Raw genomic sequence first — 26,013 nt, forward strand, 5'->3', positions numbered from 1 at the left:
CCAGGCTAACTGCCTCGCCTGCCACCACGCGCTCAACAGCAGCATCCTTAACATCCTTCGGAGTCCAACGCGTCACAACTACCTCCCGGTCGAAGTGGCGCATTCACCCCTTGACAGCACGGGGTGGGATTGGTGTTTTAGTCTCTAAAAAACTCCCTTCGAGAAGGCATGACGTACCGGTCAAGGATACAAAGTTGGAGGTGGGTCGGCCAATGGACAAGAAGAAGGCCGCCGCACCATGGGAGGTGCGGCGGCCTTCTGTTTGAGACGGGCTAGGAAACTATATTCCTAGGGCAGAAGTGAGGTGTTCTTAGAACAGGCCCTCAGCCTTCTTGCCAAAGTCATTCAAGGTGTGCTCGCGGGAATCAACGTTCTGGTCGTTGTACTTGGAGTCATCACCCTTGATGCGGGAGGTCTGGGTTACCTCGATGTTATTGATGAGGCGGCCTTCCTTGGTCTTGCCATCGCCGAAGTCCAGGTTCGCAATGCGAGCCTCCTCGCCAGCGTTAATCGGGTTAGCCAGGGTTACCTCGAAGGAGCGGGTGGAGGTCTTCTCGTTGAAGCCCAGGTCACGGATGTGAGCGCCTTTGGAGGAACGCGGAGTGATGAGGCGGTCAACGCCCTTCGGGCCCTTGGCGGTCTTCACATCAACGCGGAACTGGGTAGCTGGGAACTCGCCGTAGTAGCGCTCGGAGCCAACGTTCTTGGCGCGGACTGCAACGGTGCCTGCGAAGCCAGCGTGCTTAGCGCCGGAAACGGTCATGTAAGGCTCGAGGTCGAGCTTGTGCTTGGAGTCCTTCTTGTCCTCCTTGGCATCAACCTCTTCCTGCTTCTTCTTGTCAGCAGCCTCTTCGTTCTTGCCCTCTGCCTCAGAAACCTTCTCGGCATCTTCCTTGGCGGTGCCCTCGGTGTCCTTGATTACCTCTGCGTCAGCCTCGAGGTTCTTGTCCTCTTGCACAACCTTCGGGTCGTTGACGTCGGTGGTGTTCTGGGCATCCTTGTTAGGAGCGTAGGAATCAGACAGCTTGTCGTACAGCTTGACGCGAACTTCGTTCTTAACCGGCTGCATTGCATTCCAAGCGGTCGGGGTGGACCAGGTGCCGTTTGGCTTGCAGTACTGCTGGGTACCGGTCATGTTCAGCACGCGGAAGCCGTAGGTAGCTTCACCGGTGTGGTTTGGCGGAACGTCGTAAGGTCCGATGGACTGGCCAGCCTCCCAAGACAGGGAGTAGGAGGCGCTAGCACCAATCTTGGTTGCGATCTCGTGGGAGATGCCTGCGGAGCCTTCAGCATTCTTGCCGGAGCCCTTGCCGCCCAGGTTCATGGACGTGGTCTCGGTGCGGTCACCGTTGACGGAAACGGAGATGGACTGGGACTTGGACAGATCCTGCTGCAGCGGGATGTCCTTCTTGGTCTGGTTGGTGGTGGAGATGGTGCCGGCCGGCAGGAAGCGATCGGAAACCTTGTAGACCACGGTGCGGTGGTCCTCCCACGGGTTACATATCGGGCGAGGGTTCAGAACGTTCGCCTTCATGTGGTCGGAACCGTGGGTGGTGTGGATGATGGGCAGATCCGGGTTCAGCGCCGGGGTTTCCGGGTAGGACTCGGTCTGGGTGGTGGCGCCAGCCAGCGGTGCCGCGAATGCGGTGCCGGCGACGATGAGGCCGGCGGTCAAGCCGGTCATGCGACGACGAATCGACATCTAGAACTTCTCCTAATGCAGGTAGAAAATGAATGAACTTATGAATGAAATCCAGCAACTCTCGACGTTGCGCTAAGAAAACGCTAAAACACGCTTAAAGTTACGTCATCTCTTAGATGTCTATATATTTTGCCTCCAGAAGGAGCGATATACTTCATATAGACCAAGCTGTTTATTAGGTCTTGTTCCTGCTAAGTGGTCGATAGTGTGTCAAAAATTATTGATGGATAGATGTCTATACAATTCCTATTTGGAGCGAATTGGAATACCCCCGTGTGGGGGTATTCTGCCTCTCCCAAAAGTGACGTACGAGTCTTGTAGGGAAATTACGGGCGTACCACTATATGCGTCGTACGCTGCATTTAAGCGGGTGAAAGGTGGTTATAAAATGCCTGCGCGTGAATGTTACATGTCATAAGTTATAGGCGTTTACATGGCAGAGGTTGGTGCATTTCGCAACCGGAACTGTCCAGGATGTTCCGAAGAGGGTGGGGTGCAGGGCTAGAAGAGGGCGGATTCGACGATCAGCATGAGGGCTGCAGAGATGGCCACAATGATGACGATGCGGTTGAGCAGTTTCCTATCTATAAATCGGTTGAGGTAGTTCGCTGCGATAAGTCCAATGACAATAAGGGGGAAATAGGCCGCCGCAGCGGTTACTTGGGTGCTGCTGATCTGTCCATTGAGGGTCAAAATTATAAGAGAAATTAAGGTTCCGAGGACGAAGGTGCCCGCCAAAGTGCCGCGGGTACGGTTCGGATCAAAACGCTTCATAATCAACGCCATGGGCGGGCCGCCTATGGAAGTGGAGGTGCCCAGGATGCCGGAGGCTACGCCGGCGATGAGCGTATTGAGGGTGGTCGGCCGCGGGCTCCATCCCAAACTGGATAGGGTCATGGCAAAGAGTACGGCGCAACCGATGAAGATGGATAATCCATCAGGGGACAGACTCGCGATTGCCCAAGCGCCTATTAAGGAACCGGGGATGCGGGCAAGAGAAGAGATTCCCACCACGCGCCAAGAAGTCTCGCGGTAGGAGCGCGATAGCGTATAGCTAGAAATGCACAACGCGAGCAGCAGAATGAGCGTGGGTAGCAGGTCAGGTCGAATGAGCGCGATGATGGGCGTGGCAATGGTCCCTAAACCAAAACCGATGGCGCCCTGAGTGATGGTGCCGGCAAGGATGAGGAGGCCGATGAAGATATAGGACCATGCGTCCGCGGAGATTCCCAGAAACATAACGAGTGCTAAGTGTATCTGGGCTCAATCCTGCCGACTAAACCTAGGAAAGGCGAGCTGTCACTTTCTCATTGGAGGCGATTTCCTCTAACCGCTCTGCTGGGCACACGCCGGCAACGATGACGGCGGAACCTCCCGCGGCGAGGGGCTCGAGCACGGCGCGGGAAAAAGACTCATTATCAGACCAGCCGGTAGATAGCAGGCGCTCGGCGCTCGCAGGAGTATTGACGAGTTGCGGCAGTGGCTGGGTTTCACCAAAGTACTGATCGCCGTAGAAGCGCACGGTAGGGCCGAAATCAATAGCGCCAGTGGGTAGATCGCCGCCGGATTCTACGACGCCGCGGCCAAAGGGGTCCTCGCTGATGAGCACGATATCGGCTTGGGGTTGACGATCATGGGCGGCGGGGTAGCGGGAGGGGGAGGTAAAGACGACGTCGGCAAGCGCGGCAGACTCGCCAAAGCTATAGGAAGGGCTGGAGGCGAGCGCACCCAAGGCCACAACGGCCGCTTGCCACGAGGAGGGCAGATCGATGGCAATGGTGGAATCTGCCTCTAGGTCGAGCTCTTCTTCCAGCATATTGGCGATCTTCGCTACCCAATTGTCGAGCGTTTGCCCGGAAAAATCCATGCGTGCGCCGGTGGTCTCGTTATATACGGTAAGGCGCGGAGAGGCGGCATCGGCATGCAAAAGATGGGCGAGTAGTTCCATACTCGCCCATCGTAGGGGAGAAGTGCTAGTTCACGCAGCGCGGGCCATCGCCACCGGCGTCGATTTCTGGGGAAACCTTGGCGGTACCGAAGTCATCGCCCGGGGTGCCTACCGGCTGGCTGGACTTGTCTTCCTCCGGCTCTTGGGCGCTGGCCTCCTTATCGGAGGGGCCCTGGTAGTCATCGGTAGCCACGACGATGAGGGTGTCATTATCGAGCTGCGGGTTCTCTGCCACCGGCAGGCCACCCAGTTTCTTGGCTAGGGCTTTCGCCTCCTTGCTCGTCGGATCAGCGGCTACCACTTGCGACTCACTGTAGATGCCCGGTTGCGCGTTAGCGGAGCGCTCTACCGTATAGCCCTTGCCCTCAAGCCAAGAGCCGATGCCGGAAGCTAGGCCGTCAATATTGCCGGCGTTGAGGACGTGGATATTGATATTAGGATCGACGTCCTTGTCCTTGTCCGCCTTTTTCTGCTTGTCCTTATCCTCGGCCTTGGCCTCATCGGTGGCTTCATCGTGGGACTTAGCCAAATCGTCCATGAAACGGTGAACCTCGGCGGCGTCGATAGTAACGATAGATTCGCCATAATCGCCCTGGCCGTCGATGGAGGTAACAGGGATGGTGGTGAAGGTGACATTGCCGCCTGCCAGGCCGGCAAGCTGGGTAACAAAGCCCATAATGTCCCAGCCCTCATCGATGACTACGGAGCGTTCCACCGCCTTGGCAATCTTGGAAAGCTTGGAGGGATTAGCCAGGGTGTCATTGTCCAAGATCTTATTGACCAGGGAAGCCATAAAAGCCTGCTGGCGCACGATGCGGTCGAGGTCGCCGCGCGGCAGGTTGTAGCGCTGGCGCACAAAGGCTAGGGCCTTGGCGCCATCGAGGGTCTGCTTGCCCTTGCTGAACTTAGCGCCAGACATATCGTCATTGACGTCATCATTGAGGCAGACTTCGACACCATCGACGGCGTCGGTAAGCAGGGTAAAGCCCAGCAGGCCCACCTCCGCGTAGTGGTCGATGGACACACCGGTCAAGGACCGCACCATGGCCAATAACCCTTCGCGGCCGGCCTCGACGCCCTGCTTTTCGATGTCCTTATCCGAGTGCGGCTTCTTTTTGCCCTTTGCTTCTGCCTCTGCGTTTTCCTGCTTGAGCTCGTCCACCTTGGCGTTCTTGTGAGAGGCGAAGACAGCATTCATCTTCATATTGCCGTACTCCGGATCCTTAACATAGGTATCGCGCGGAATGGACACGGCGGTAGCACGGGAACCATCCTCCGGCACGCGGATGAGCATCATGGTGTCGGTATTTTCCTCACCATCGGCCACGCCGGCGTGCAGGTCTGCTAGTTCCTTATCGGAGAGGGGATCGCCCTTAGCATCGGTGCGCGAATCCTTGCCCACCAGCAAGATATCCACCGCGCCATCGAGCGAGTTACCGGAAAGTCCCTTGCCGCCTAAGGACAAGTCCTTGGCAGAAGACATACCATTATCAAGCCGGCCGACGGTGGCATAACCCACGCCAGATACCACCAGGATCAGGGCGGATAGCAGGGCTACGATCGTCTTTATGGCCGTGGAACCTTTTTGCTTTACCGCACTAGCGGCAGAGGGCGCCGGCTGAATGGTGCGCGCCCGGCGAGTGTTCTCAGAAGTCACAAGTGGAGGCTTTCTAGATTGGTGGGGATCTGGAGACAGTTTAGGGCAGAACGTTAAAAAATTAGTGATCCGCGTCCGATTTCGCGTGTTCGGGCAGTGTCCCTGCCCAGCGCGAGGAGTGCTTGTGACTAAGCTCGTGGCCATTGTGACTACTCCAACTCAACTCCCACTGGCCGTGATCACCGTGACTTATAGTCCCGGACAATACCTCGGTAGTTTTTTAGACTCCCTGCCGAGTGCGTACGCCCGCGGCACCAAGGTGGTGCTTGCGGATAATGGCTCTACCGACGGTGTTCCCGAGGCTGCCGCCCGCGAGCGCGGCGGGGTAGATTTCCTCGATACCGGCGGGAATATCGGCTATGGCGCTGGCATGAACGCCGGTGCCCGCTTCGCCCGCGAGCGCGGCGGAGTAGATGAGGAATTTTTCCTGATTTCCAACCCGGACGTTGCCTTTAGACCGGGATCTATCGATCGGCTCATCGAGTGTGCCCGCAAATGGCCGGACGCTGCGGCCGTGGGCCCGCGCATAGTAGAGCCGGACGGCACCAATTACCCCTCTGCCCGTGCCGTGCCTACCGTCGCCACCGGCATTGGGCACGCCCTCTTTTCCTCGATCTGGCCCTCTAATCCGTGGTCGCGCGCTTATCGCAATGAAACCGATATGACTACGCAGCGGCCGGCTGGTTGGTTATCTGGTTCCTGCCTTCTTGTGCGTTGGGAGGCTTTTGAAGCCATCGGCGGATTTGATGAGCGTTACTTCATGTACCTCGAAGACGTAGATCTAGGCGATCGCTTCGCGCGTGCCGGCTACCAAAACATTTTCTGCCCAGAAGCAGTCATCAGTCACGCCAAGGGGCATTCCACACAAGCGCACGCCGGCGCCATGCTACGCGCTCACCATGACTCCGCCTACCGCTTCCAAGCAGACCGCCACCCCGCCTGGTGGCAGGCCCCATTGCGTGGTGCACTGTGGCTGGGGCTGCGGGTGCGTGGGTTAATTGCCTCGGCATCGGCAGGTTCTTAGGCCGCGGTGCGCGTGCCGTTGACCTAGATTGCGCTTTTAAGCTCTACACTGTCCCTCAGAAAATCACCGAATAAAACTGTCTGCATACATAAGGAAGACTATGACTGAAGCAGTCACCACCCACGGTGCCAGCACGGATGCAGTGATTCTCGTTGGCGGTCGCGGTACCCGCCTGCGTCCACTAACCATCGGTACACCGAAGCCGATGCTGCCGACGGCCAACTATCCGTTCCTGCAGCATCTTCTCGCCCGTATCAAGGCCGCCGGCATCGAACACGTGGTCATGTCTACCTCATATAAGGCTGAGGTCTTTGAGGAGTACTTCGGCGACGGTTCGGACCTAGGCCTGGAGATCGAGTACGTGGTGGAAGAGACCGCACTCGGTACCGGCGGCGGTATCCGCAATGTCTACGACAAGCTGCGCAATGACACCGTCATGGTCTTCAACGGCGATGTGCTGTCCGGCATGGACCTGGAGGGAATCCTCACCACGCACCATGACAAGGACGCCGATGTCACCATGCATCTGCTCAACGTGGCTGATCCTCGTGCCTTCGGCTGCGTGCCTACCGATTCCAATGGTCGGGTAACCGCCTTCTTGGAAAAGACTGAGGACCCGCCGACCAACCAGATCAACGCCGGCTGCTACGTATTCAAGCGTTCGGTCATCGAGTCTATTCCGGCCGATCGTGTCGTCTCTGTCGAGCGCGAGACTTTCCCGGGACTGCTGGCAGAGGGTCGCCTCGTTGTCGGTCACGTGGACAACTCCTACTGGCGCGACATGGGCCGCCCAGATGACTTCACTCGCGGATCGTCGGACTTGGTGCGCGGCATTGCGCCTTCCCCGCTGATTGAAGGCAAGACCGGCGAGTCCTTGGTGGATCCTTCGGCCGGCATCGCTGGTGGCGTGCTGCTGCTGTCCGGTACTGCCGTGGGCCGTGGTTCCGAGGTAGGCGCCGGATCTCGCCTCGAGGGCACCGTCGTCTTCGATGGCGTGCGCATTGAGCCAGGTGCCATCATTCATAACTCCATTATTGCCTCCGGCGCACATATTGGCGCCAACGCGGTCATTGAAAACTGCGTCATTGGCGAGGGCGCCCACATTGGAGCGCGCTGCGAGCTTCTCGACGGCATGCGTGTCTTCCCCGGCGTTTCCATCCCGGACGCTGGAGTGCGTTTTAGTTCCGATGCTTAACGCTCCTGCCGTGGGCTGGGCTATGCGATAAGTCTGACTGGGATAGGCCGAACTGAGGAAAATGAGTCCTTGGTTCGGCCTTTTCCATGCGGAATTACTCAGCCTATCCTTCTAAAGCTGCCACCATAATGCGAAATCTGTGCAGCGTTGGTGAGTACGTAGATCCCTTCTTTGAGAGATTGTGCGCGCGACACGCCGGAATTTTCTGAAAATTGTTGACAGAAAAACGGGGTGCCACTACATGTAGTACCCCCTACCTATACCCCCGGTGGGGAGTAGTTGTTACAGATGTGACGCGTGGGGATCGTGTGCTGCGTTTTTGCCGAAAAGTGCGAAGAAGCCGCTAATTCGGGTTGACGATATTTAGTGATCCGGTGTGAAATTACATCAGTGAAAGAAACAGCGGCCGACGCTGTTACTTCCACACCGGCCCAGCGGGGTTACCCAAAGGGAATGTGGTGTACGGTCGGTTGCACTGATTAGAATTACCCAACCTCGGAGAAAGGAAAAGGCGTGGACAAAATGGCTAATAACAACGCCATTCTCCGTGGCGGTGCTGCTGCAGAGATGTCACTCGATGAACTCTTCGGTGCCGTCGAGCAGGAGTGGCAGGACCAAGCGCTGTGCGCGCAGACGGACCCTGAAGCATTCTTCCCTGAAAAGGGAGGTTCTACCCGTGAGGCTAAGCGCATTTGCCAGGCCTGCGCGGTGCGTGATGAATGCTTGGAGTACGCGTTGGAGCACGACGAGCGCTTCGGTATTTGGGGCGGGCTATCGGACCGTGAGCGCCGCCGCCTCAAGCGCGAGATTGGATAATTAAGGTGTCCAGAAAGGCCCCGGGCAAGCACATGACGTGCGGCCCGGGGCCTTTCTGCTGGGTCATATCGTGAAGGTGGCTACCAGCTATAGCGTGGATCCACTTCCTCCGGGTCCAAGTTGAGATAATTCGCCACGAGCGCGGTAATAACCGTACCTAGAAGCTCGGAACGCTCGGACGGGGTGGAAGCGCGCTGCTCGATGGGCATGCGGAAAATGACCAACCGGGCGCGCGTGGGGTGGCCGGCGGAGTCTACGCCGGCAGGAACCACGCGCCCGAGGGGGACCGGCCCATCGGCGATAATCTCATCCGGGAGCACGGTCATATCGGGTGAGAGCCGCATGCGCGGAATGGTGTCTACGGCTAGGTCGAGGCCACGCAATTGCGGGACGAAGGAGTTTTGGATGGGGGCATAGGCCTCCAAGACGGCCATGTCGAAGTGCTCGCGCGCGCTGCGGTAGCGCGGAGTCTGCTGGGGGAGGAGGGGTCCGCGCATGCCGTGGCCGTGTCGGTCGCGGGCGGGGCGGATGTGCGGGCGAGCGGCGGTCATGCCCTGATTCTAAGGCGCAGGTGGTCTGGATTTAGCGGAGCCACGCCGGGGCGAAGACTATCTAAATCTCAACTAAGGGTTTAGACTTATGCGCTGTGACTATTTCTCGCCATTGCTCCCGCCCAGGCTGCGGCCGCCCCGCCGTGGCGACATTGACCTATGCGTACGCGGACCAGACGGCCGTGGTCGGCCCGCTGGCGGAAGAAGAGAACCCGCACAGTTGGGACCTGTGCGCCACGCACCGCGATCGCATCTCGGCTCCGGTGGGCTGGGAGCTGGTGCGCGTCGATCGCATCGAGCTGGATGAGGAAGACGATCTGATGGCCCTGGCAGAAGCGGTCAAGGAAGACGGCCGCGTGACCACCGGCTTGGTCGATGACGGTAGCGCCGGTTCGGGGGCAGACCCTATCGACTATTCCGCGACCTTTGATGGCGCTGACCCAGCTAATTCGAATCACCCGGTCTTTCGTACCCGTCGCGTGGCTTATGCCAAAAAGGCCCGCCGTGCCCACCTTTCGGTTGTACCCGATGAAACAACGTCGGCGGAATCGGAACTGGACTGACACGGACCCCGCAGTGCGATAGTTTCCCTGCGGGCGAGAGTACTATAGCTGGGTATGCGAACTCGTGAGCAGCTTGATGCAGTAATTAAGGCCTATGACGTCCGTGGCGTGGTGGGCGAAGACATCGATGAAAACTTCGTGCGCGATACGGGCGCTGCGTTTGCCGCCATCTTGCGTGAGGAAGGCGAAAATACCGTGGCCGTCGGCCACGATATGCGTCCTTCATCACCGTCCTTGGCGCGCGCCTTCGCTGAGGGTGTGACCTCGCAGGGCCTCAATGTGACCCTGTTGGGGCTGACCTCTACCGACGAGCTTTACTACGCCGCTGGTTCCCTGGAGTGCGCGGGCGCTATGTTTACCGCCTCCCACAACCCAGCCAAGTACAACGGAATTAAGCTCTGTCGTGCCGGCGCAGTGCCTGTGGGTCAGGAGACTGGTTTGGGGCAGATTAAGCAGATGCTTATTGAAGGCACCCCGGAGTACACCGGCACTGAAGGTGCGATTGCAGAGCAGGAGATTCTGGCTGGCTATGCGGACTTCCTACGCAAGCTGGTGCCGTTGGAGGATTCCAAGCCTCTCGTCGTGGCTGTAGATGCCGCCAATGGTATGGGTGGACACACCGTGCCGGCTGTCTTCGATGGCCTGCCTTTCGAGGTTCGTGATTTGTACTTCGAACTTGACGGTACCTTCCCGAACCACGAGGCTAATCCGCTGGACCCGAAGAACCTGGTGGATCTGCAGAAGTTCACCGTGGAGCAGAAAGCCGATATTGGCTTGGCTTTTGATGGTGATGCGGACCGCTGCTTCGTCGTGGATGAAAAAGGCCAGCCGGTTTCCCCGTCTGCCATTTGTGCGTTGGTGGCTGGGCGCTACTTGGATAAGTTCCCCGGCGCTACCATCATCCACAACTTGATTACCTCTAAGACCGTGCCGGAGCTCATCAAGGAAAAGGGCGGCACCCCTGTGCGCACCCGCGTGGGTCACTCCTTCATTAAGGCGCAGATGGCTGAGCACAAGGCCGCCTTCGGCGGTGAGCACTCCGCGCACTATTACTTCCAGGAGTTCTGGAATGCTGATTCCGGCATGCTTGCCGCTATGCACGTGCTGGCAGCGCTCGGACAGTCCGATAAGCCGCTAAGCGAGCTCATGGCAGAATACTCCCGCTATGAAGCCTCTGGTGAGATCAATTCCACCGTGGAGGATCAGAAAGCCGCTACCCAGGCAGTGCTGGATGAGCTGGCGGATAAAATTGAGTCCGTCGATGAGCTGGATGGTGTGACTGTCGAGCTCAAGGGAACCGAGGCATGGTTTAACGTACGTGCCTCCAATACGGAACCGCTGCTACGCCTCAACGTAGAGGCAAAGACCGCCGACGAAGTTCAGGCCATCGTCGACGAAGTCCTCGCCATCATCCGCCGTTAAACCTCGGCGCGCGAGTGGGAGACCATGTCCTCCCACTCCACGAACTTCTTGCGTTCGCGGCCCTCGCGTTCGCCCAGTGCGCGCTCGGCCGCGTCCAAACGTTGCCAGTCTTGCCACGTCAAGTATTCGATTCCCCGCTCGCTAAGGACCTCGGTGATGTCTGCGTCGCTGGAAGGGGAGGGGAGGGTGCCGGAGGCGGCGTCGGCAAGCAGCATGCCAATCGTCTCCGTGGCATCGGACTTGGTATTGCCAATGAGCCCCACTGGCCCGCGCTTAATCCATCCGGTGGTGTACAGGCCCGGAACTACCTTGCCGGCCGCATCGATGACATGGCCGCCATCGTTATTGATGACGTTTTTGTCCTGGTTGAAGGGCACGCCATCGACCGCATCGGAGCGGTAGCCGGTGGCGAAATAGACCGCCTGCACCGGCCATTCGGTGAACTTCCCGGTACCGTGCACGCTGCCATCCCCATTAAGGGCGGTGCGCTCGGTCTTAATTCCGCAGACTTTGCCGTCTTTCCCCAAAATCTCCACCGGCTGTTCAAAGAGGTGAATCTGCAGGGTGTGCGGTGCCTTTTTCGGATCTCGAATGGCGTACTGCTCGAGCACCTGGCACACCAAGTCAGTGGACTTGCTTTCTTGGCGCGCGGCCAGCGAAGCCTCGTCATAGTCAATGTCCTCCGGGGAGACCACGACATTAATGGACTCGGAATGGTCCAGCTCTTTGAGCTCCTGCGGGGTGAACTTGGCCTGCGCCGGGCCGCGGCGGCCGAAGACGCGCACGGTCTCGGCCTGGTTCTGGGCCAGGGAATCGTAGACATTATCGGGGATTTCGGTCACCTTGAGCTCGTCACCAGTCTTGGCCAGGATGCGGGAGACATCAAGGCCCACGTTACCCACGCCGATGACTGCGACCTCTGTGGCGGAAAGATCCCAATTGCGCTCGAAGCGCGGGTTGCCATCGTAGAAGCCCACGAACTCGCCGGCACCATGCACGCCGTCGAGGTCCGCGCCGGGGATATCGCGGTGGCGGTCGCCCACGGCGCCGGTGGCAAAGACCACGGCATCATAATGCTGCTGCAGCTCATCGACGGTGATATCCCGGCCGATGTGCACGTTGGTCAGCAGGCGAATCTGCTCCGTATCGAGTACGCGGTGGAGGGATTTAATGATGCCTTTAATGCGCGGATGGTCCGGTGCTACGCCGTAACGGATGAGGCCAAAGGGGGCGGGCATCTGCTCAATGAGGTCAATCTGTACCTCACCACCAGTCTTTTTTACCAAGATGTCGGAGGCATAGATGCCGGCTGGGCCGGCACCGATCACGGCTACTTTTAAGGGCTGATTCATGTTGTGCGAAGGCCTTTCTCTTTTTCGCGGGGCTAGACCGCTGGGTTCATTTTCCTAGCTTTATCTTTCTGGCAATTGAACCGTCTGGTCTAGGTTGCGGCAAGGCTAAGAATTAGTTTCTAAAATTATTCTGACCTTTGCGCAGGGTATGGCGATTTTTTACTTGAAAATAAAAAAGACCGCTTTGTCTGTCTGATTTAGACGGGTAGGTTGTCTTTCAATACTTAGGAAAGGCAGGTTGAGATCTACACCATGACCACCGCGACTAATACCAAGCGCACTCCCCGCGCCAAGAAGCCCGAAGGCCAATGGAAGATTGACGGTACCAAGCCCCTCAATAACGATGAGGTAATTAAGCAGGAGGATGGTGGGCTTTCTGCCAAGCAGCGCGTCATCGATATCTATTCCAAGCAAGGATTTTCCTCGATCCCTTCTGATGACCTAGCTCCTCGGTTCAAGTGGTTGGGCCTTTATACCCAGCGCAACCAAAACTTGGGCGGTGAGATGACCGCCAAGCTTTCTAACGCTGAGCTGCAGGATGAGTACTTCATGATGCGCGTGCGCTTCGATGGTGGCCGCGCCGATCCCGCCAAGCTGCGCGCTGTGGGTGAGATCTCGCGTGATTATGCCCGCTCTACCGCGGACTTCACGGACCGCCAAAATATCCAGCTGCATTGGATTCGTATCGAGGATGTGCCCACCATCTGGGACAAGCTTGAGTCGGTGGGGCTGAGCACGCTTATGGGGTGCGGCGACGTGCCCCGCGTTATCCTGGGCTCGCCTGTCGCGGGCGTGGCAGAAGATGAAATTATTGACGCCACCCCGGCCATTGAAGAGATCAAAAATAACTATCTGCCGCGTGAGGAGTTCCATAACCTACCGCGCAAATTCAAAACCGCCATCTCTGGCAACTCCCGTCAGGACGTCACGCACGAGATTCAAGACGTCGCCTTCGTAGGTGTGAATCATCCGGAGTACGGCCCCGGATTCGATTGCTTTGTTGGCGGGGGCCTTTCCACTAACCCGATGCTCTCGCAGTCCCTCGGCGCCTGGGTTCCCCTAGAACGCGTGCCTGAGGTGTGGGCCGGTGTGGTCAGCATCTTCCGTGACTACGGCTTCCGCCGTAATCGAAACCGAGCCCGCCTGAAGTTCTTGGTGGCTAAGTGGGGCATTGAAAAGTTCCGCCAGGTGTTGGAAGAGGAATACCTAGATGAGCCGCTGCTGGATGGCGTCCCGTTGGAAGTCGAGCCCGGCTCCCGCGATCATCTTGGCGTGCACCGCCAAAAGGACGGCAAGTTCTACGTGGGCGTGAAGCCTACCGTGGGCCATGCCACCGGCGAACAGCTCATCGCTATCGCAGACGTGGCTGAGAAATTCGGGATTAGCCGTATTCGCACTACCCCGATGAAAGAGCTGCTTTTCCTCGACGTCGACGAAGAGGACATCCCGAGCCTATCCCGTGCGCTCGACGAGACCGGACTGTATTCCCAGCCATCCGAGTTTCGCCGTGGCGTCATTTCCTGCACCGGGCTGGAGTTTTGCAAGCTCGCGCACGTGACCACCAAGGCCCGCGCCATCGAGTTGGTGGACATCCTGGAAGACACCCTGGGCGATCTGGATGTGCCGATTTCGATCGCGCTTAATGGCTGCCCCAACGCCTGTGCGCGTTCGCAGGTATCAGACATTGGCCTGAAGGGGCAGATCGTCACTGATTCCGAGGGCAACCGCGTCGAGGGTTTCCAGGTCCATCTAGGCGGCGCCCTTGGCCTGTCTCCGGACTGGGGCCGCAAGCTGCGTGGCCACAAGGTCGTGGCCGATGAGGTGCCCGAGTACGTCATCCGCTTGGTCAACAAATACAAGGAGCAGCGTGAGGAAGGTGAGCAGTTCCGCCACTGGGTTTTGCGCGCAGCTGAGGAGGACTTGCAGTGAATTTTCGCCGCCAGCCCAATCCCAACCGCAACCATCCCAGCTTCTGCCCGTATTGCGCCGGAACCGACCTCTTTCCGGACGAGGAAGACGATTTTGCCTGGAAATGCCAGGAATGCTTGCGGATTTTCTCCGTGCGTTTCCACGGCCAGGACGATGCCCCGGTAGCCCCTGCACCGGCCGTGTCCTCCAACGAAGCACTGAAGCGCTCGCTTGCCCGCCGCGGCCACACCACGGCGCCAAAGGCTTAAGGATGCCCCATGCCCGCACTCATTACCCTGTCTCACGGTTCACGGCATCCGGGTGCTGCGGCCGGAATTGAGCGTTTGACCCAGGCCACGGGCCTGCGTCCAGCTCGCGCGGCGCACCTGGAATTCAACGAGCCCGACCTCACCGCGGCCGCGCTCGAGCTTGCCCAGATGGGGGAGACCGAGGCAATCGTGGTTCCCCTGCTTTTCACCCAGGGGTATCACCAGCGCGTTGATGTTCCGCGTGCGCTTGCCGCAGCCTCCCAGACCTCACACTTGTCCCTCCACCTCGCCGCAGGCCTCGGCACCGGCGAGGACCTCGCCCGTGTGCTCGCCTCTCGTACCCGGCCTGGCGACGCCCACGTGGTCATCTATTCCGTTGGTTCCTCCGATTCAGCGGCGAATGATGCCATACGTGAGCTCGCCCACCGCACCTTCGCGCTCACCGGCGTACCCGCGACGGTGGAATTTGCTACCCGCGGTGGCCGCGAGGGGATCGTGCGCCTGTGTCGCGAGCATGCGGACCCTAAGCGTGTGCGCGTCATACCGCTCTTTGTCACCGAGGGGCTGCTCCTAGACCGCTTGGCGGGTGTTCCCGCGACCGTTGAGCACCCGCTCGGCACTGATCTTTCAGGCCTCGTCACAGACCGTTTTAACCATGCACGCCGCGGCGCACAGGAGGTATTCGCGCCATGCTAACTCTCATTCTCATCGCCTTGGCCGGCGCGGCCGCCAACCTCGTGGACGGTGGCATCGGCATGGGGTTCGGCGTCACGTCTACCACGATGCTGCTCCTTGCCGGCCTAGGTCCCGCGCAGGCCTCTGCCGTCGTGCACACCGCTGAGCTTGGCACCACTGCCATTTCCGGTTTGAGCCACGCACGCTTCGGCAACGTGGACTGGAAGACGGTGGTCCGCCTTGGCATCCCCGGCGGTATTGCCGCGTTTGTGGGGGCCACGTTGCTGTCGAATATTTCCACTGCCGCTGCTGCACCGGTGACCGCACTCATCCTGGTAGGCATTGGTGCTAACCTCATCTGGCGGTTCTCCCAACCGCGCCGCCGCGGTTCCGCCTACAAGCGCTCGCATTCCACTCCGTTTCTCGCCGGCCTTGGCCTGGTGGGCGGATTTGTCGATTCTACCGGTGGCGGTGGCTGGGGTCCCGTGTCGACCTCCACGCTTATGGCCATTGGTCGGGAGCAGCCGCGCCGCATTGTGGGCACGGTCAACGCCGCCGAATTCCTCGTGACCTTGGGTGCCACCGCGGGCTTTATCGTCGGCCTCTGGCACGACATCGTCGGCAACCTTGCCGCCGTTATCGCGCTTCTCATCGGCGGCGCCATCACTGCTCCGATCGCTGCGTGGCTCATCTCCCGTATCAACCCAGTCCTGCTTGGTGGATTGGTGGGCACGGCCATCGTAGGGCTTAATATCAGCAAGGTTATCGGTGGCGCCGAGACCTACTTTGGCTGGTCAGTGCCATCAGCAGTTACCTCGATAGTCATCGCCGTCGTGGTCGCTGCTGGTGCGGCCGCAACAGTTCGTGGCACGCTGCGCACTACGCGTGCCCGTGCAGCGGAATTGGAAGCAGAAAACGCTGAGGAAGCCGCCCACGCGGACTTTCATGCCCCGGATTACCCAGAGCGTGTCGCCGCCGCCCATCACTTCCACGGTTCGCGCAGGTCAGGTGTCACCATCGTGCAGGATAAGGCGCCCGAAAGCCCCGCCTCGGACCGAATGTAGCGCATCGACTGCGGCCTTTGGCCAGGCAATAAACCAAGGTTTGGCTGCAGTAGGCGGAACGCGGCCGAAAGTGGGGTTAGGGCTTATGCGAGTCTTGCTACCCTGAACCCGCTAGAGGCCGGCCACCTCGCCGATGACATAGACCGCCGGCGAGGAGATATCGTGCTCTGTTATCGTCTGCGCCAGTGTGGCCAAGGTGCAGCGGTAAGCGCGCTCGGTAGAAAGCGTGCCTTCTTGGATGATGGCGCAGGGGGTGGAAGGGGAGAGGGAGGCTGCAATAAGTGTGCTAGCAATTGCCGGTGCATTCTTAACCCCCATAATGACCGCCAGCGTGGCGCCAGAACGGGCGAGAGCTTCCCAGTCCACCAAGGATTTCTCGTGGCCGGGTGGTAGATGCCCGGAAACCACCGTGAAGCCGTGGACGATGCCGCGCTGAGTTACCGGAACGCCAACGGCTGCGGGAACGGAAATAGCTGAAGTTACGCCCGGTATGACCGTGGTGGGAATCGAAGCTTCCGCCAGCGCTTGAACTTCCTCAAATCCGCGCCCAAAGACGAAGGGATCGCCTCCCTTAAGGCGGGCTACCTTGCGGCCAGAGCGGGCATGAGTGATGAGTAACTCGTTGATCTTTTCCTGCGAGATTGACTTCTTATAGGGGAGTTTAGAGACGTCAATGAGCTCTTTGGAAGAAATATCACACAGCCTATCGAGCTGCGCTGTAGGTCCCAGGTGATCGGCGAGAATAACCTCTGCATCCTGCAAGGCGCGCATGCCGCGTACAGTAATGAGGTCCCACGCGCCGGGGCCGCCGCCAATGAGGGTCACGGGATGGATCTGTGCGGAAGTCATGGGACTCCATCTTAGTGGGTGCCCGACTATGCTTAAGCCACATGGATACCGGTAATTATGATGCCGAAACCGTGCGCTTTTTTGATGTCGCGCACGAAGGCGCTCAAATCCGCCTATTGGCCGGAGAAGTGGAGCTTTGGAGCGAGGCGCTCCGCGGGCTTAATCCTCGCTCGCTGGTCATAATCCCCACCGATGCGATTGCCAGGGAAGCCGCCCACTTGGGTGTCGGCCTTGCAGAGCCGCTGCGAATCCCGCTCGTCGTCACCGAATCGCTCCCGCGTTACGTGGGAGCATTGGACGTGGTTGTTGTCGTAGGCGAGACCGGCGAATGCGATTGGGCTTCGCGCGCATTAATTGCCGCCAGCCAGCGCGGCGCCACCACCGTTTTGATTGGCCCGGCCAAGGGCCCGCTCGTGGAGGACTGCCCGGACGATACCCTCATCGCCCCCTGCCTACCTACGGCAGAGGGCAGTTCGCCTGCCCGCAACATCGCCGCACTGCATGCTCTGTGCTGCCTGCTCTACCAGGACCCGACCGCGGTGAAAGAGATCCTGGAGGATCTTGCTGCAGCCGTGGACCGCGAACTCGCGCAGCTTTCCCCTGAGCGCGATGCCACTACCAATCCGGGCCGCCAACTGCGCGAATTTATCGAAGGCGCCCGCATCATCCACTCCTGCGTGCTCGACCCTTATTCCTTTTCTGAGCGGCGTGAGCACGTGCAGATCGACGCCCTCGTCGCTCGTATGGCTGCGACCATCTGGGCGGTGCATGGCCTGCCGAGCGCTTTCGTGGACCCTGCGGAATTGCGACGCGCACTCGACCGAGATTCCGATAGCTCCCGAGCAAATGATCTCTTCTTTGACCCCTTCATTGATGGCGATGGCACTACGGATGCTTTGGTACCCTTGAAGGTGATTTTCTGGGGGCAGGAAGAGGCGAACCTGCCCAACTCGCTTGCAGTCCGCAGCATTGACCCGGAACCGGGCCTCGGGCATCTTGCCCGCTCACTGCAGCTTATTACGCGGAGTTTCTCCGCGACCGCCTACGAGATTTCTAAAGGATAGAAACACATGCAGCTGTTGCACAGCGCCACCCGCAACTATTCCTGGGGCTCGCGTACCCTCATCCCACACCTGCAGGGTCAGCCCGATTCAGAAAAGCCCGTCGCAGAGCTGTGGTTCGGCGCCCACCCCGGAGACCCGTCTACGGTGGATGACCGCCTTCTCAATGAGGTCATTGCGGAGGATCCAGCAGGGCAGCTAGGCAGCCGCGTTTCCGCCGAGTACGGTGAGCGCCTGCCTTTCCTCCTCAAGGTGCTAGCGGCCGAGGAGCCGCTATCCCTACAGGCGCACCCGTCGAAGGAGCAGGCAGAGGAAGGTTTTGCCCGCGAGAATGCCGCTGGGATTGAACTCACCGCACCCAACCGCAACTACAAGGACGATAACCACAAGCCCGAGCTTATCGTTGCGCTCACGGATTTCTATGCCATGGCTGGCTTCCGCCCGCTGGCGCGCACTCGCGAGCTTTTTGCTGCCTTGGAGTGCCCCGAGCTGGATCATTACGTTGCCATGCTGGACGAGGACCCCTCGGTAACCACCGAGTCCGCCAACCTTCGCGTTCTCTTTACCACGTGGATTACCATCCCGTCCGCCAAGCGCAAGGAACTCATCGCCGCCATAGTCTCCGCTGGTGAGCGCCTTATTGCCGCGGACCCGGCCGATTGGAAGTCCCGTGTAATGTCCACGGTGCTGGAACTCAACCAGCGTTACCCGGGCGATATCGGTGTATTGGGTGCACTGTTGCTTAACCACATCGAACTTTCTCCCGGCGAGGCCGTCTACCTAGATGCGGGCCAGCTGCACGCCTATGTCTCCGGCCTTGGCGTAGAGATTATGGCCAACTCCGATAACGTTTTGCGCGGCGGCCTTACCCCCAAGTTCGTTGACGTTCCCGAACTAGTCAAGGTTCTCACCTACGCGGCTGCCGATGAACCGCGTGTTCAACAGCAGGATAAGTCCGCTCAGAATAATGTGCACGATGCCGCCGCATGGTCTTACCCGGTCCCGATTGAAGAATTCCTGCTAGACCGTGTAGAGCTTAGCGGAGCATCTTCTGTGGATTTTGATTACGATGGCCCGACCATCGCCCTGTGTACCGCAGGCTCCGTTACCTTTACTGATGCCGCCGGCAAGACTCTCACCGTGACCCCCGGCCAAGCCGTCTGGTTGCCTGCCTCTGAGGGGCGAGTCACCGCCACTGCGGCATCCGACGCCGCCGACCTCTTCGTCGCCCGCGCTTAGCCCGACTGCGCTTGGCTCGCCTGCGCACCAGCGCGCTTTGCCGAACCCCTCTCCGCCGGGGCTCAGGCGAGGCGTGGAGCTTCATTTCAGGCGCGCTGCCGCAGCTTTCGTCGCTGCGCGAGTGCCTCACATGGCTGTTTCTTTTACAGCTCTAATGGTCCGGCGTATACAAAAGCACGTTTCCTCGAAATTCGCGTTCAGAATCGAGGAAACGTGCTTTTTGTATTCAGCTAATAGAGCAGTGGGCTGTGGATTAGCGTGAAGGGGCTGCCTTGCGCGGCGCCTGCTTGGTCGGCACGAAATCGGTCGGCTCTTGGTTCTGCTCGGCAGAAGGCTGCTCTGCGGCGGCTTGATCGTCGCGTGGTACTTCTGCCTCTGCGACCTCTTGCTGCTTGTTTTCGGTTAGTTGTCCCCGGTCCGGGTTGGGCTTGTTCTCACCAGTGGTTGTGCCCGTCCCATTTTGCTCCGAAGGCTGCGTCGGGGAAGGCTGCGGAGCGGACGGGGCAGTGGTGGTTTGCGGAGCGGTGCCGCCATTGCCGCCGTTGTTGCCCTGGTTGCCCTGTGGGGAACCGGTAGCCTGCGAGCCGTTTTGATTGCTTGGGTAATCAGGCGTCGGGCGCAGAACGCCTTGGCCGGTGTCTTGTTCACCCTGGATGCTGCCCATACCCTGCGAGGAGGCTCCTTGTGGGGAAATATTCTCCGGACGATAAACCTTGGTGGGCTGGGTAGCCGCCTGCGGGTGCATGACCGCATTGGGGGCTAGATACGGATCACTGTTATGCGGCTGGTGGTGCTTCGAATCGCCGGACGAAGCTGTAGAGCTTGTCGCATGTGCAGAGCGCTTGTTTGAAGGCGAATGGTCCGTGGGAGAAGTGGTGGTCTCCTCGGCCGCAGTGTGCGTCGGGGAGACGGAGGTGGTCCCGGACTGATCCGCGGCATTGGAATAGTTAGCGCTCGGCGAGCTCATGCGCCAGACTGTGAATCCGACGACGGCCGCGGCTATCAGTCCGGCCACAATGAACACGTAGACGCGGCGCGAATCTGGCTTCATCGTGGCTGTCCTTTCTGTGAGGTGGGCTGATTTAACCCCATAGGAGGTGGCGGTATAGCACCCCGGTAACAAGTTGGTAACGAGACTATCATGTTTAGGAAACATTGCTACGGCGTTGTGATTCTGTGATATGCCAACAAAACGCCAGTTCGCGGATGTAGGATGCCCTGCAAACCTTTTCATTGCGTGCTTTCTTTAGCTGGGAAAGCGTGTATAAATGGCGCTGAAAGCACCGAAGGAGTCAAAAAGTGAGTACTTGGGACGAAGATATTTTCAGCACGGACCTCAACGTCGATTTCTTGGAAGAAATGGCAAACCTCGATGAAGAAGGGGTAATTCGCGCCGTTGAGGATGCCTGCGAAGTAGCACATAGCAAGCCGCAGCTCAGTGAAGAAGAGGAACAGAACGCGCAAGCAGCAGCCACCATCGCTGCCATTTGGGCTGGCGCGCCCTTCAGTGCGGGCGAGGTTGTTGAAGACTACCCCTATATTAGGGAGCTGGTGGGGTCTGGCAGCGAAACCTTGACGGAAAATGCCCTCGAGGTACTAGAAAATGTCGAGGAAGAATATGACCTCGAAGCGTTTATAGAGGCCCTGTCCTAAGCCATACCTACTGCCCGCAGCAGTGGCCTCATGCCAGACAAAATAGAAGGGAAGGTACCCCACACCTATGCTTATCAGCATCGAAGGCATCGACGGTGCCGGTAAGAATACGCTGGTCTCCACAATCAGGGAGTCGTTGGATCGACCCGTGGAGGTCATCGCCTTCCCGCGCTATGCAGAATCGATTCACGCCCAGCTCGCCCAAAAGGCGCTCTACGGAAAAATGGGTGACCTGACAGATTCGGCATATGCCATGGCAACTCTTTTTGCCTTGGATCGTTACGGCGTAAAAGACCAATTGCAGCGAGCTAAGGGTACGGACGCCGTGGTGCTATTGGATCGGTATGTGGCTTCCAATGCGGCATATTCGGCGGCGCGACTCGAAGACGATGCCGTCATGGACTGGGTGCATGATCTGGAATTTGGCACTTTAGGCCTGGCGCAAGCGGATCTGCAGGTTTATCTGGATACTGCGGTAGAAGTGGCGTCGGAAAGAGCGCAGGCAAGAGCCCAAGCAGATGCCAACCGGGAGCGTGACCGCTACGAGCGCGATGGCGGATTGCAGGAACGCACCGCCGCGGCCTACCAGCGCCTAGCAGATGCGGGCTGGGGTGGACGCTGGATTGTCACCGCCGATGCGGATACTATAATTTCAGCGATAAAAGACCTTGTAGGAGAATAAAACGTGGCGCCCAAGATTTTGGTAGTCGATGACGATCCGGCTATCTCGGAGATGCTGACCATTGTGCTCGAGTCTGAGGGACTTAAGCCCATTCCGGTCATGGACGGCAATGACGCCGTGCCCGCCTTTGAGCAACACGAGCCGGACCTCATTCTGCTGGACCTTATGCTGCCGGGCATGAACGGCGTGGATATCTGCCGCGCCATTCGCCGTGAATCCTCCGTACCCATCGTTATGCTGACCGCCAAGACGGATACGGTCGATGTGGTACTAGGCCTTGAATCCGGCGCGGATGATTACATCACCAAGCCATTTAAACCCAAGGAACTCATCGCCCGCATTCGCGCGCGCTTGCGCCGCACCGATTCCGCGGAGTCTGAAATCTTGGAGGTGGCGGACCTCATCATTGACGTGCCGGAGCATACCGTGCGCCGCACGGATGGTACCGAACTGAACTTGACTCCTTTGGAATTTGACCTGCTGCTGGAGATGGCGCGCCGCCCTGGCCAAGTGCATACGCGTGAGTCGCTGCTGGAGTCCGTATGGGGCTACCGCAATGCCTCTGATACGCGCTTGGTTAATGTCCACGTGCAGCGCCTACGCGCCAAGATCGAGCATGATCCGGAGGATCCGCAGATTGTGCTGACCGTGCGTGGCGTGGGGTATAAGACCGGTAAGCCCGGCGCCGGGGAGTAAGAACCATCGGCATCATTGAGCGTTTAAGGCGTATTCGAGACGCCTTCATTACAACGTGGCGTACCTCTTTGCAGGCGCGCGTCATTGGCATGATTTTGGTCGCCTCCTCGGTGGTCATGATCATCTTGGCCTACGCGTTGGTTTCTGTGCTGACTCAGCGCTTGGTTAGCCAAAAGGAAGACGTGGCGCAGCAGGAGCTGGAGCGTGCCCGCACGGCCGTGGAACAGCAGATTGATGCCACCAGTTCCGCCAATTCGGTGCAGGTACGCATCAATTCTGCACGTGCGGCACTGGGCCAGCTCTCTGCCCAGCAGGGCGATGCCCAGGCGGTTTATGAACCGGTCATCGTGGTGGAAAACCAGGATGGCTCGGTTATTACCTCGCCAGAAGGTTTCCCCGTGCCGGATCAGTTGCGGGAGATGGTGGATCAAGGTCAGATTGCGCAGCAGTATTTCCCGGCTCCGCGGGAAAACGGTGAGTATTACAACGCCCTGCTGGTAGGAACACCTACCGATACCGATATCCCGCATACTCAGGTCTACTTGGCACTGTCCATGGAGTCGGAAGAATCCACCATGGCATTGATGCGAGGCCTGCTTTCGGCGGCCGGTGTGGTCGTCGTGGTGCTGTTGGTGGGCATTGCCTGGCTGGCCACCCAGCAGGTTATTACGCCGATTCGTTCGGCTTCGCGCATTGCACAGCGCTTGGCGGCTGGTCATTTGAAGGAACGCATGGCCGTCGATAGTGACGATGAGATGGGCCGCCTGGCCGCGTCCTTCAATAACATGGCCGATAAGCTTTCTTCCCAGATTGCGCAGCTGGAGGAATACGGCGATTTGCAGCGGCAGTTTACTTCCGACGTCTCCCATGAGCTGCGTACCCCATTGACCACCGTGCGCATGGCCGCGGACATGATTGAGGCCGAAAGCGATAGCTTGCCGCACGGCGCCCAGCGAGCTTCCCGCCTGATGTCAAGCGAGCTCGATCGTTTCGAGGAATTGCTCGCGGACCTGCTAGAGATTTCTCGCCACGATGCCGGCGTGGCGGACCTGTCTACCGCCGCCATTGATCTGCGCTCCTGCGTGGAGTCCGCCTATGAGCAAGTCGAACATTTGGCTCGCGAGCTCAACGTAGAGGTCCAGCTCAACCTGCCGGATGAGCGCATCGCCGTCGAAGCCGATTCACGCCGCCTTGAGCGCATCTTGCGCAATCTTTTGGCCAATGCCATCGACCATTCGGAAGGCAATCCGGTAGCGGTGGATGTCGCCACCACGGAAACCGCGGTGGGCGTTACCGTTACAGACCATGGCGTGGGCTTGAAACCGGGCCAGGAAGAGCTGGTATTTAACCGCTTTTGGCGCGCGGATTCCTCCCGCAAGCGCCACTCCGGTGGCACCGGCCTGGGGCTGGCTATCGCCCGCGAGGACGCCGTCCTGCACGGCGGCACGCTGGATGCCACCGGCTACGAGGGCTTTGGCTCGCGCTTCCGCCTCATTATCCCGCGCACCCCGAATGCCGAGGTGGGAGAAGAACCCATCTCTGTGGAGATCCCTGGCGCACCCGTAAACAACCCTGCGGAAGGCGGCTCGTTGCCGGAATCGACCCCAGATGCCGGAGTTGAACTTCCAGAAGCGCAGGACTCTAGCACCGGTAATCCGGGTGTCGAACCCGCCTCTGCTACGCCTGCCATTGCATCCGGGATGAGCTCACCGCGCGCCGAAAAGAGCGATAAGACTACCACTGGCCAGGCCGAGGGGGATGGCATCCTATGGCCCTCGGAACGAGAGCTCAACCGTGGTGCGGCCGCCCCAGATAGGCGCGCCTATAAGGCCCCGGACTTTGAGGGGAGGAGGAAGTGAGCGTGTTCAGCAGCAACTATTGCAAAACCGCGGTCTTTAGTACCGCAGCGGTCGTGCTTTTTGTCAGCGGTTGTTCCACTCTGCCGAGTGACACCGGGCCGCAGGTGGTAGGGACCTACCAGCGACAGGAAGACAGTCCTGGGGAAGTTATTGCACCGCAACCGGGCGATGACCCGGATCTGACGTTGCGAGATTTCTATCAGGCTTCGGCCGTGCCCGGAAATGATCACGAAGTCGCCCGTGGTTTTCTTACGGATACTGCCCGTGGTGCATGGGACGCCAGCGGCGATGTGATGGTGGTCGATAGCCTGGATATCGTTACCGCGCCCGCCAATAAACAAAGCTCGAAAGATAATGAACGCGCCTTTACAGTACGTGGCACTATTATCGGCCGCCTGAAATCCGGTGGCGCGTATGTCCCGGAAAATGAGGGCTATGAGGCAGTCATCTACATGAAGATGCAAGACGATAGGTGGCGCGTCGATGGCCTGCCGGCCGGAGTGGTGATGGAGCGCAATGAAATGCGCAACCACTACGCCCCGCAATCGCTGTACTTCTATAAGCAGAGTAACGATGTGCTGGTTCCGGATCGTCGCTGGTTGTATAAGGGGGGCGAAGAATCGGAGTCGACGCTTATCACGTTGTTGATGGAGGGGCCTTCGGCCAGCATTGCCCCTGCCACCCGCCGTGCGGCGGGGGAGAATGTTACCTATGCCGGCTATGACCGCGAGCAAGGCTACCAATTCGAAGGCCTAGTGGACTTGGACGCCCACGACCGCACTCTCTTTGCCGCCCAACTGGTGTGGACGCTTAGCAAAGCCGGCCATACCGGTCCCTTTAAGGTCAAGGCCGATGGCGGTGACCTGGTGGAAGGTATGGATAGCTTGAGCGTGGATGACTTTGCGGACTATAACCCGGAAGAAAGCAGCACCGCGTTGTCTAAGCTCTACGCCCTTAATGAGGGCAACCTGCTGGAGGTAGACGATGGCGTGGCCGAGCCCGTTCAATCCACCTTGGGCAGTAGCGGAGACGTGCAGTCCGTGGATGTGGCCGATAGCGGCCTCGTTGCGGCCGTGCGCCGCAAATCCAATAATGATTTCTCCCTGCAGATAGGCGAGCTCGATGGCCAGCTGCAGGATGCGGTGGATGGTCCCACGCTGGCACGGCCGACCTTTGAATACAACGGGCAAGCCGCGTGGACTGTGGTTGACGGAGATCGCATCGTGCGCGTGGTGCGCTCCAAGACCACGGGCCGCATCTCCAAATCCGAGGTGGATGCCCGCAGCATTGACGATATTGAGGGCGAAATCTCCGTCATCCGCTTGTCCCATAGCGGTGCCCGCGTGGCCATGGTTATCGATGGGCACGTGTATATCGCGGCGGTTGCCCAATCCAGCAGTGGGGATAAGCGCATCGTCAACGCCCGCGAGGTCGGCCCAGAAGTTTCCGGTTCGGCGCTATCGTTGGACTGGAATATGGATGGCTCGCTCATCGTTGGTACCTCCTCGAGCCAGTCACCCGTCTGGCGCATCGAGCAGGATGGTTCCTCGGCTTCGACCATGCCTACCGGTAATATCACCGCCCCCGTGGTGGCTGTAGCTTCCTCGCCCACCAAGCTTTTCATCACTGATTCTCACGCCATGCTTGAGCTACCTTCCACCGTGATGGATGAGACCAACTGGCGTGAGGTCTCTGGGCTGCAGGGCCGGCGTTCTTCCCCTATCGTTTCTAACTAGCCGTCGGAAGGCTTGTGCGGCTAGGGGGGAGGCAACACGATGAGCTTGGGGGAGCTTATTTTTCCGCGCGCGTGTGCTGGATGCGGCGCGCC

Annotated in this window: 24 protein-coding genes; 16 read left to right on the plus strand and 8 right to left on the minus strand. The window is 59.1% G+C overall.

What is annotated here, in order from left to right; translation table 11 throughout:
• Nucleotides 1–310: 310 nt before the first annotated feature.
• The 4 genes from RAE07_RS10400 to RAE07_RS10415 form a co-directional block, all read right to left on the minus strand.
• Nucleotides 311–1,702 carry a hypothetical protein gene (locus tag RAE07_RS10400; RefSeq protein WP_317001792.1) on the minus strand — a complete coding sequence of 464 codons (1,392 nt, stop codon included), beginning with the start codon at nucleotides 1,700–1,702 and terminating at the stop codon, nucleotides 311–313.
• A gap of 501 nt (nucleotides 1,703–2,203) precedes the next feature.
• A complete protein-coding gene (locus RAE07_RS10405; RefSeq protein ID WP_239208499.1) occupies nucleotides 2,204–2,941 on the minus strand; it encodes a sulfite exporter TauE/SafE family protein in 738 nt (245 codons plus the stop codon).
• Between the two features lie 43 nt (nucleotides 2,942–2,984).
• Nucleotides 2,985–3,650, minus strand: a complete 666-nt coding sequence (locus RAE07_RS10410) for a TIGR03089 family protein (RefSeq protein ID WP_317001793.1) — start codon at nucleotides 3,648–3,650, stop codon at nucleotides 2,985–2,987.
• Between the two features lie 25 nt (nucleotides 3,651–3,675).
• On the minus strand, nucleotides 3,676–5,307 hold the full coding sequence (locus tag RAE07_RS10415; RefSeq protein ID WP_239208501.1) for an LCP family protein: 1,632 nt from the start codon (nucleotides 5,305–5,307) through the stop codon (nucleotides 3,676–3,678).
• A 124-nt stretch (nucleotides 5,308–5,431) separates the two neighbouring features.
• Between RAE07_RS10415 and RAE07_RS10420 the strand changes: the two genes are divergently transcribed.
• From RAE07_RS10420 to RAE07_RS10430, 3 genes are all read left to right on the plus strand, one after another.
• Nucleotides 5,432–6,331 carry a glycosyltransferase family 2 protein gene (locus tag RAE07_RS10420; protein ID WP_248099709.1) on the plus strand — a complete coding sequence of 300 codons (900 nt, stop codon included), beginning with the start codon at nucleotides 5,432–5,434 and terminating at the stop codon, nucleotides 6,329–6,331.
• 100 nt (nucleotides 6,332–6,431) lie between these two features.
• Complete coding sequence (gene manB / locus RAE07_RS10425; protein ID WP_023020760.1) at nucleotides 6,432–7,526, plus strand: mannose-1-phosphate guanylyltransferase; 1,095 nt, start codon at nucleotides 6,432–6,434, stop codon at nucleotides 7,524–7,526.
• A 567-nt stretch (nucleotides 7,527–8,093) separates the two neighbouring features.
• Nucleotides 8,094–8,342, plus strand: coding sequence for a WhiB family transcriptional regulator (locus RAE07_RS10430; protein WP_005528147.1), 249 nt, complete (start codon nucleotides 8,094–8,096; stop codon nucleotides 8,340–8,342).
• 80 nt (nucleotides 8,343–8,422) lie between these two features.
• Here the strand turns inward: RAE07_RS10430 and RAE07_RS10435 are convergent, their stop codons facing one another.
• Nucleotides 8,423–8,893: a metallopeptidase family protein gene (locus tag RAE07_RS10435; protein ID WP_248099705.1), complete on the minus strand. Its 471-nt coding sequence runs from the start codon at nucleotides 8,891–8,893 to the stop codon at nucleotides 8,423–8,425.
• Between the two features lie 95 nt (nucleotides 8,894–8,988).
• Here RAE07_RS10435 and RAE07_RS10440 point away from each other — a divergent pair, with 95 nt between their 5' ends.
• Together RAE07_RS10440 and RAE07_RS10445 are read left to right on the plus strand one after the other, a co-directional pair.
• Nucleotides 8,989–9,456, plus strand: coding sequence for a DUF3499 domain-containing protein (locus RAE07_RS10440; RefSeq protein WP_284835963.1), 468 nt, complete (start codon nucleotides 8,989–8,991; stop codon nucleotides 9,454–9,456).
• Between the two features lie 54 nt (nucleotides 9,457–9,510).
• Nucleotides 9,511–10,878, plus strand: a complete 1,368-nt coding sequence (locus tag RAE07_RS10445) for a phosphomannomutase/phosphoglucomutase (protein ID WP_239208505.1) — start codon at nucleotides 9,511–9,513, stop codon at nucleotides 10,876–10,878.
• On the opposite strand, the gene RAE07_RS10450 is transcribed toward RAE07_RS10445, so the two are convergent.
• Entirely contained in the window at nucleotides 10,875–12,230 is a 1,356-nt protein-coding gene (locus RAE07_RS10450) for an FAD-dependent oxidoreductase (protein ID WP_284835964.1), read from the minus strand. The two genes, RAE07_RS10445 and RAE07_RS10450, sit on opposite strands and share 4 nt — an antisense overlap.
• 252 nt (nucleotides 12,231–12,482) lie before the next feature.
• Between RAE07_RS10450 and RAE07_RS10455 the strand changes: the two genes are divergently transcribed.
• Genes RAE07_RS10455 through RAE07_RS10470 form a run of 4 tightly spaced genes read left to right on the plus strand, consistent with a single transcriptional unit; the run spans nucleotide 12,483 to nucleotide 16,146 of the window.
• Nucleotides 12,483–14,159 carry a nitrite/sulfite reductase gene (locus tag RAE07_RS10455; protein ID WP_284835965.1) on the plus strand — a complete coding sequence of 559 codons (1,677 nt, stop codon included), beginning with the start codon at nucleotides 12,483–12,485 and terminating at the stop codon, nucleotides 14,157–14,159.
• Nucleotides 14,156–14,407 carry a hypothetical protein gene (locus RAE07_RS10460; RefSeq protein ID WP_023020766.1) on the plus strand — a complete coding sequence of 84 codons (252 nt, stop codon included), beginning with the start codon at nucleotides 14,156–14,158 and terminating at the stop codon, nucleotides 14,405–14,407. Before RAE07_RS10455 ends, RAE07_RS10460 begins: the two co-directional genes overlap by 4 nt.
• Before the next feature lie 9 nt (nucleotides 14,408–14,416).
• Nucleotides 14,417–15,103 (plus strand): sirohydrochlorin chelatase, encoded by a 687-nt coding sequence (locus RAE07_RS10465; protein WP_317001794.1) that lies wholly within the window; start codon nucleotides 14,417–14,419, stop codon nucleotides 15,101–15,103.
• Complete coding sequence (locus RAE07_RS10470; RefSeq protein ID WP_284835967.1) at nucleotides 15,097–16,146, plus strand: sulfite exporter TauE/SafE family protein; 1,050 nt, start codon at nucleotides 15,097–15,099, stop codon at nucleotides 16,144–16,146. Before RAE07_RS10465 ends, RAE07_RS10470 begins: the two co-directional genes overlap by 7 nt.
• Before the next feature lie 111 nt (nucleotides 16,147–16,257).
• On the opposite strand, the gene cobA is transcribed toward RAE07_RS10470, so the two are convergent.
• Nucleotides 16,258–16,995 (minus strand): uroporphyrinogen-III C-methyltransferase, encoded by a 738-nt coding sequence (gene cobA / locus RAE07_RS10475; RefSeq protein ID WP_023020769.1) that lies wholly within the window; start codon nucleotides 16,993–16,995, stop codon nucleotides 16,258–16,260.
• A gap of 41 nt (nucleotides 16,996–17,036) precedes the next feature.
• Here cobA and RAE07_RS10480 point away from each other — a divergent pair, with 41 nt between their 5' ends.
• The gene (locus RAE07_RS10480; protein ID WP_239205936.1) at nucleotides 17,037–18,059 is read left to right on the plus strand and encodes an exopolyphosphatase; all 1,023 of its coding nucleotides are present in this window, start codon (nucleotides 17,037–17,039) and stop codon (nucleotides 18,057–18,059) included.
• 6 nt (nucleotides 18,060–18,065) lie between these two features.
• Nucleotides 18,066–19,295: a mannose-6-phosphate isomerase, class I gene (manA, locus tag RAE07_RS10485; protein WP_023020771.1), complete on the plus strand. Its 1,230-nt coding sequence runs from the start codon at nucleotides 18,066–18,068 to the stop codon at nucleotides 19,293–19,295.
• A gap of 253 nt (nucleotides 19,296–19,548) precedes the next feature.
• On the opposite strand, the gene RAE07_RS10490 is transcribed toward manA, so the two are convergent.
• Complete coding sequence (locus RAE07_RS10490; protein WP_200288073.1) at nucleotides 19,549–20,346, minus strand: hypothetical protein; 798 nt, start codon at nucleotides 20,344–20,346, stop codon at nucleotides 19,549–19,551.
• A 248-nt stretch (nucleotides 20,347–20,594) separates the two neighbouring features.
• Between RAE07_RS10490 and RAE07_RS10495 the strand changes: the two genes are divergently transcribed.
• From RAE07_RS10495 to lpqB, 5 genes are all read left to right on the plus strand, one after another.
• Entirely contained in the window at nucleotides 20,595–20,948 is a 354-nt protein-coding gene (locus RAE07_RS10495) for a DUF4259 domain-containing protein (protein WP_023020773.1), read from the plus strand.
• 67 nt (nucleotides 20,949–21,015) lie between these two features.
• A complete protein-coding gene (locus RAE07_RS10500; protein WP_317001795.1) occupies nucleotides 21,016–21,630 on the plus strand; it encodes a dTMP kinase in 615 nt (204 codons plus the stop codon).
• 3 nt (nucleotides 21,631–21,633) lie between these two features.
• Nucleotides 21,634–22,326, plus strand: coding sequence for an MtrAB system response regulator MtrA (gene mtrA / locus RAE07_RS10505; RefSeq protein ID WP_023027822.1), 693 nt, complete (start codon nucleotides 21,634–21,636; stop codon nucleotides 22,324–22,326).
• 68 nt (nucleotides 22,327–22,394) lie between these two features.
• Entirely contained in the window at nucleotides 22,395–24,185 is a 1,791-nt protein-coding gene (gene mtrB / locus RAE07_RS10510; RefSeq protein ID WP_200288071.1) for an MtrAB system histidine kinase MtrB, read from the plus strand.
• Nucleotides 24,182–25,921, plus strand: a complete 1,740-nt coding sequence (gene lpqB, locus RAE07_RS10515) for an MtrAB system accessory lipoprotein LpqB (RefSeq protein ID WP_259824880.1) — start codon at nucleotides 24,182–24,184, stop codon at nucleotides 25,919–25,921. Before mtrB ends, lpqB begins: the two co-directional genes overlap by 4 nt.
• The last annotated feature ends 92 nt before the right edge of the window (nucleotides 25,922–26,013 follow it).

The sequence above is a fragment of the Corynebacterium nasorum genome (genome assembly GCF_032821635.1).
Taxonomy (GTDB): Bacteria; Actinomycetota; Actinomycetes; order Mycobacteriales; family Mycobacteriaceae; genus Corynebacterium; species Corynebacterium kefirresidentii.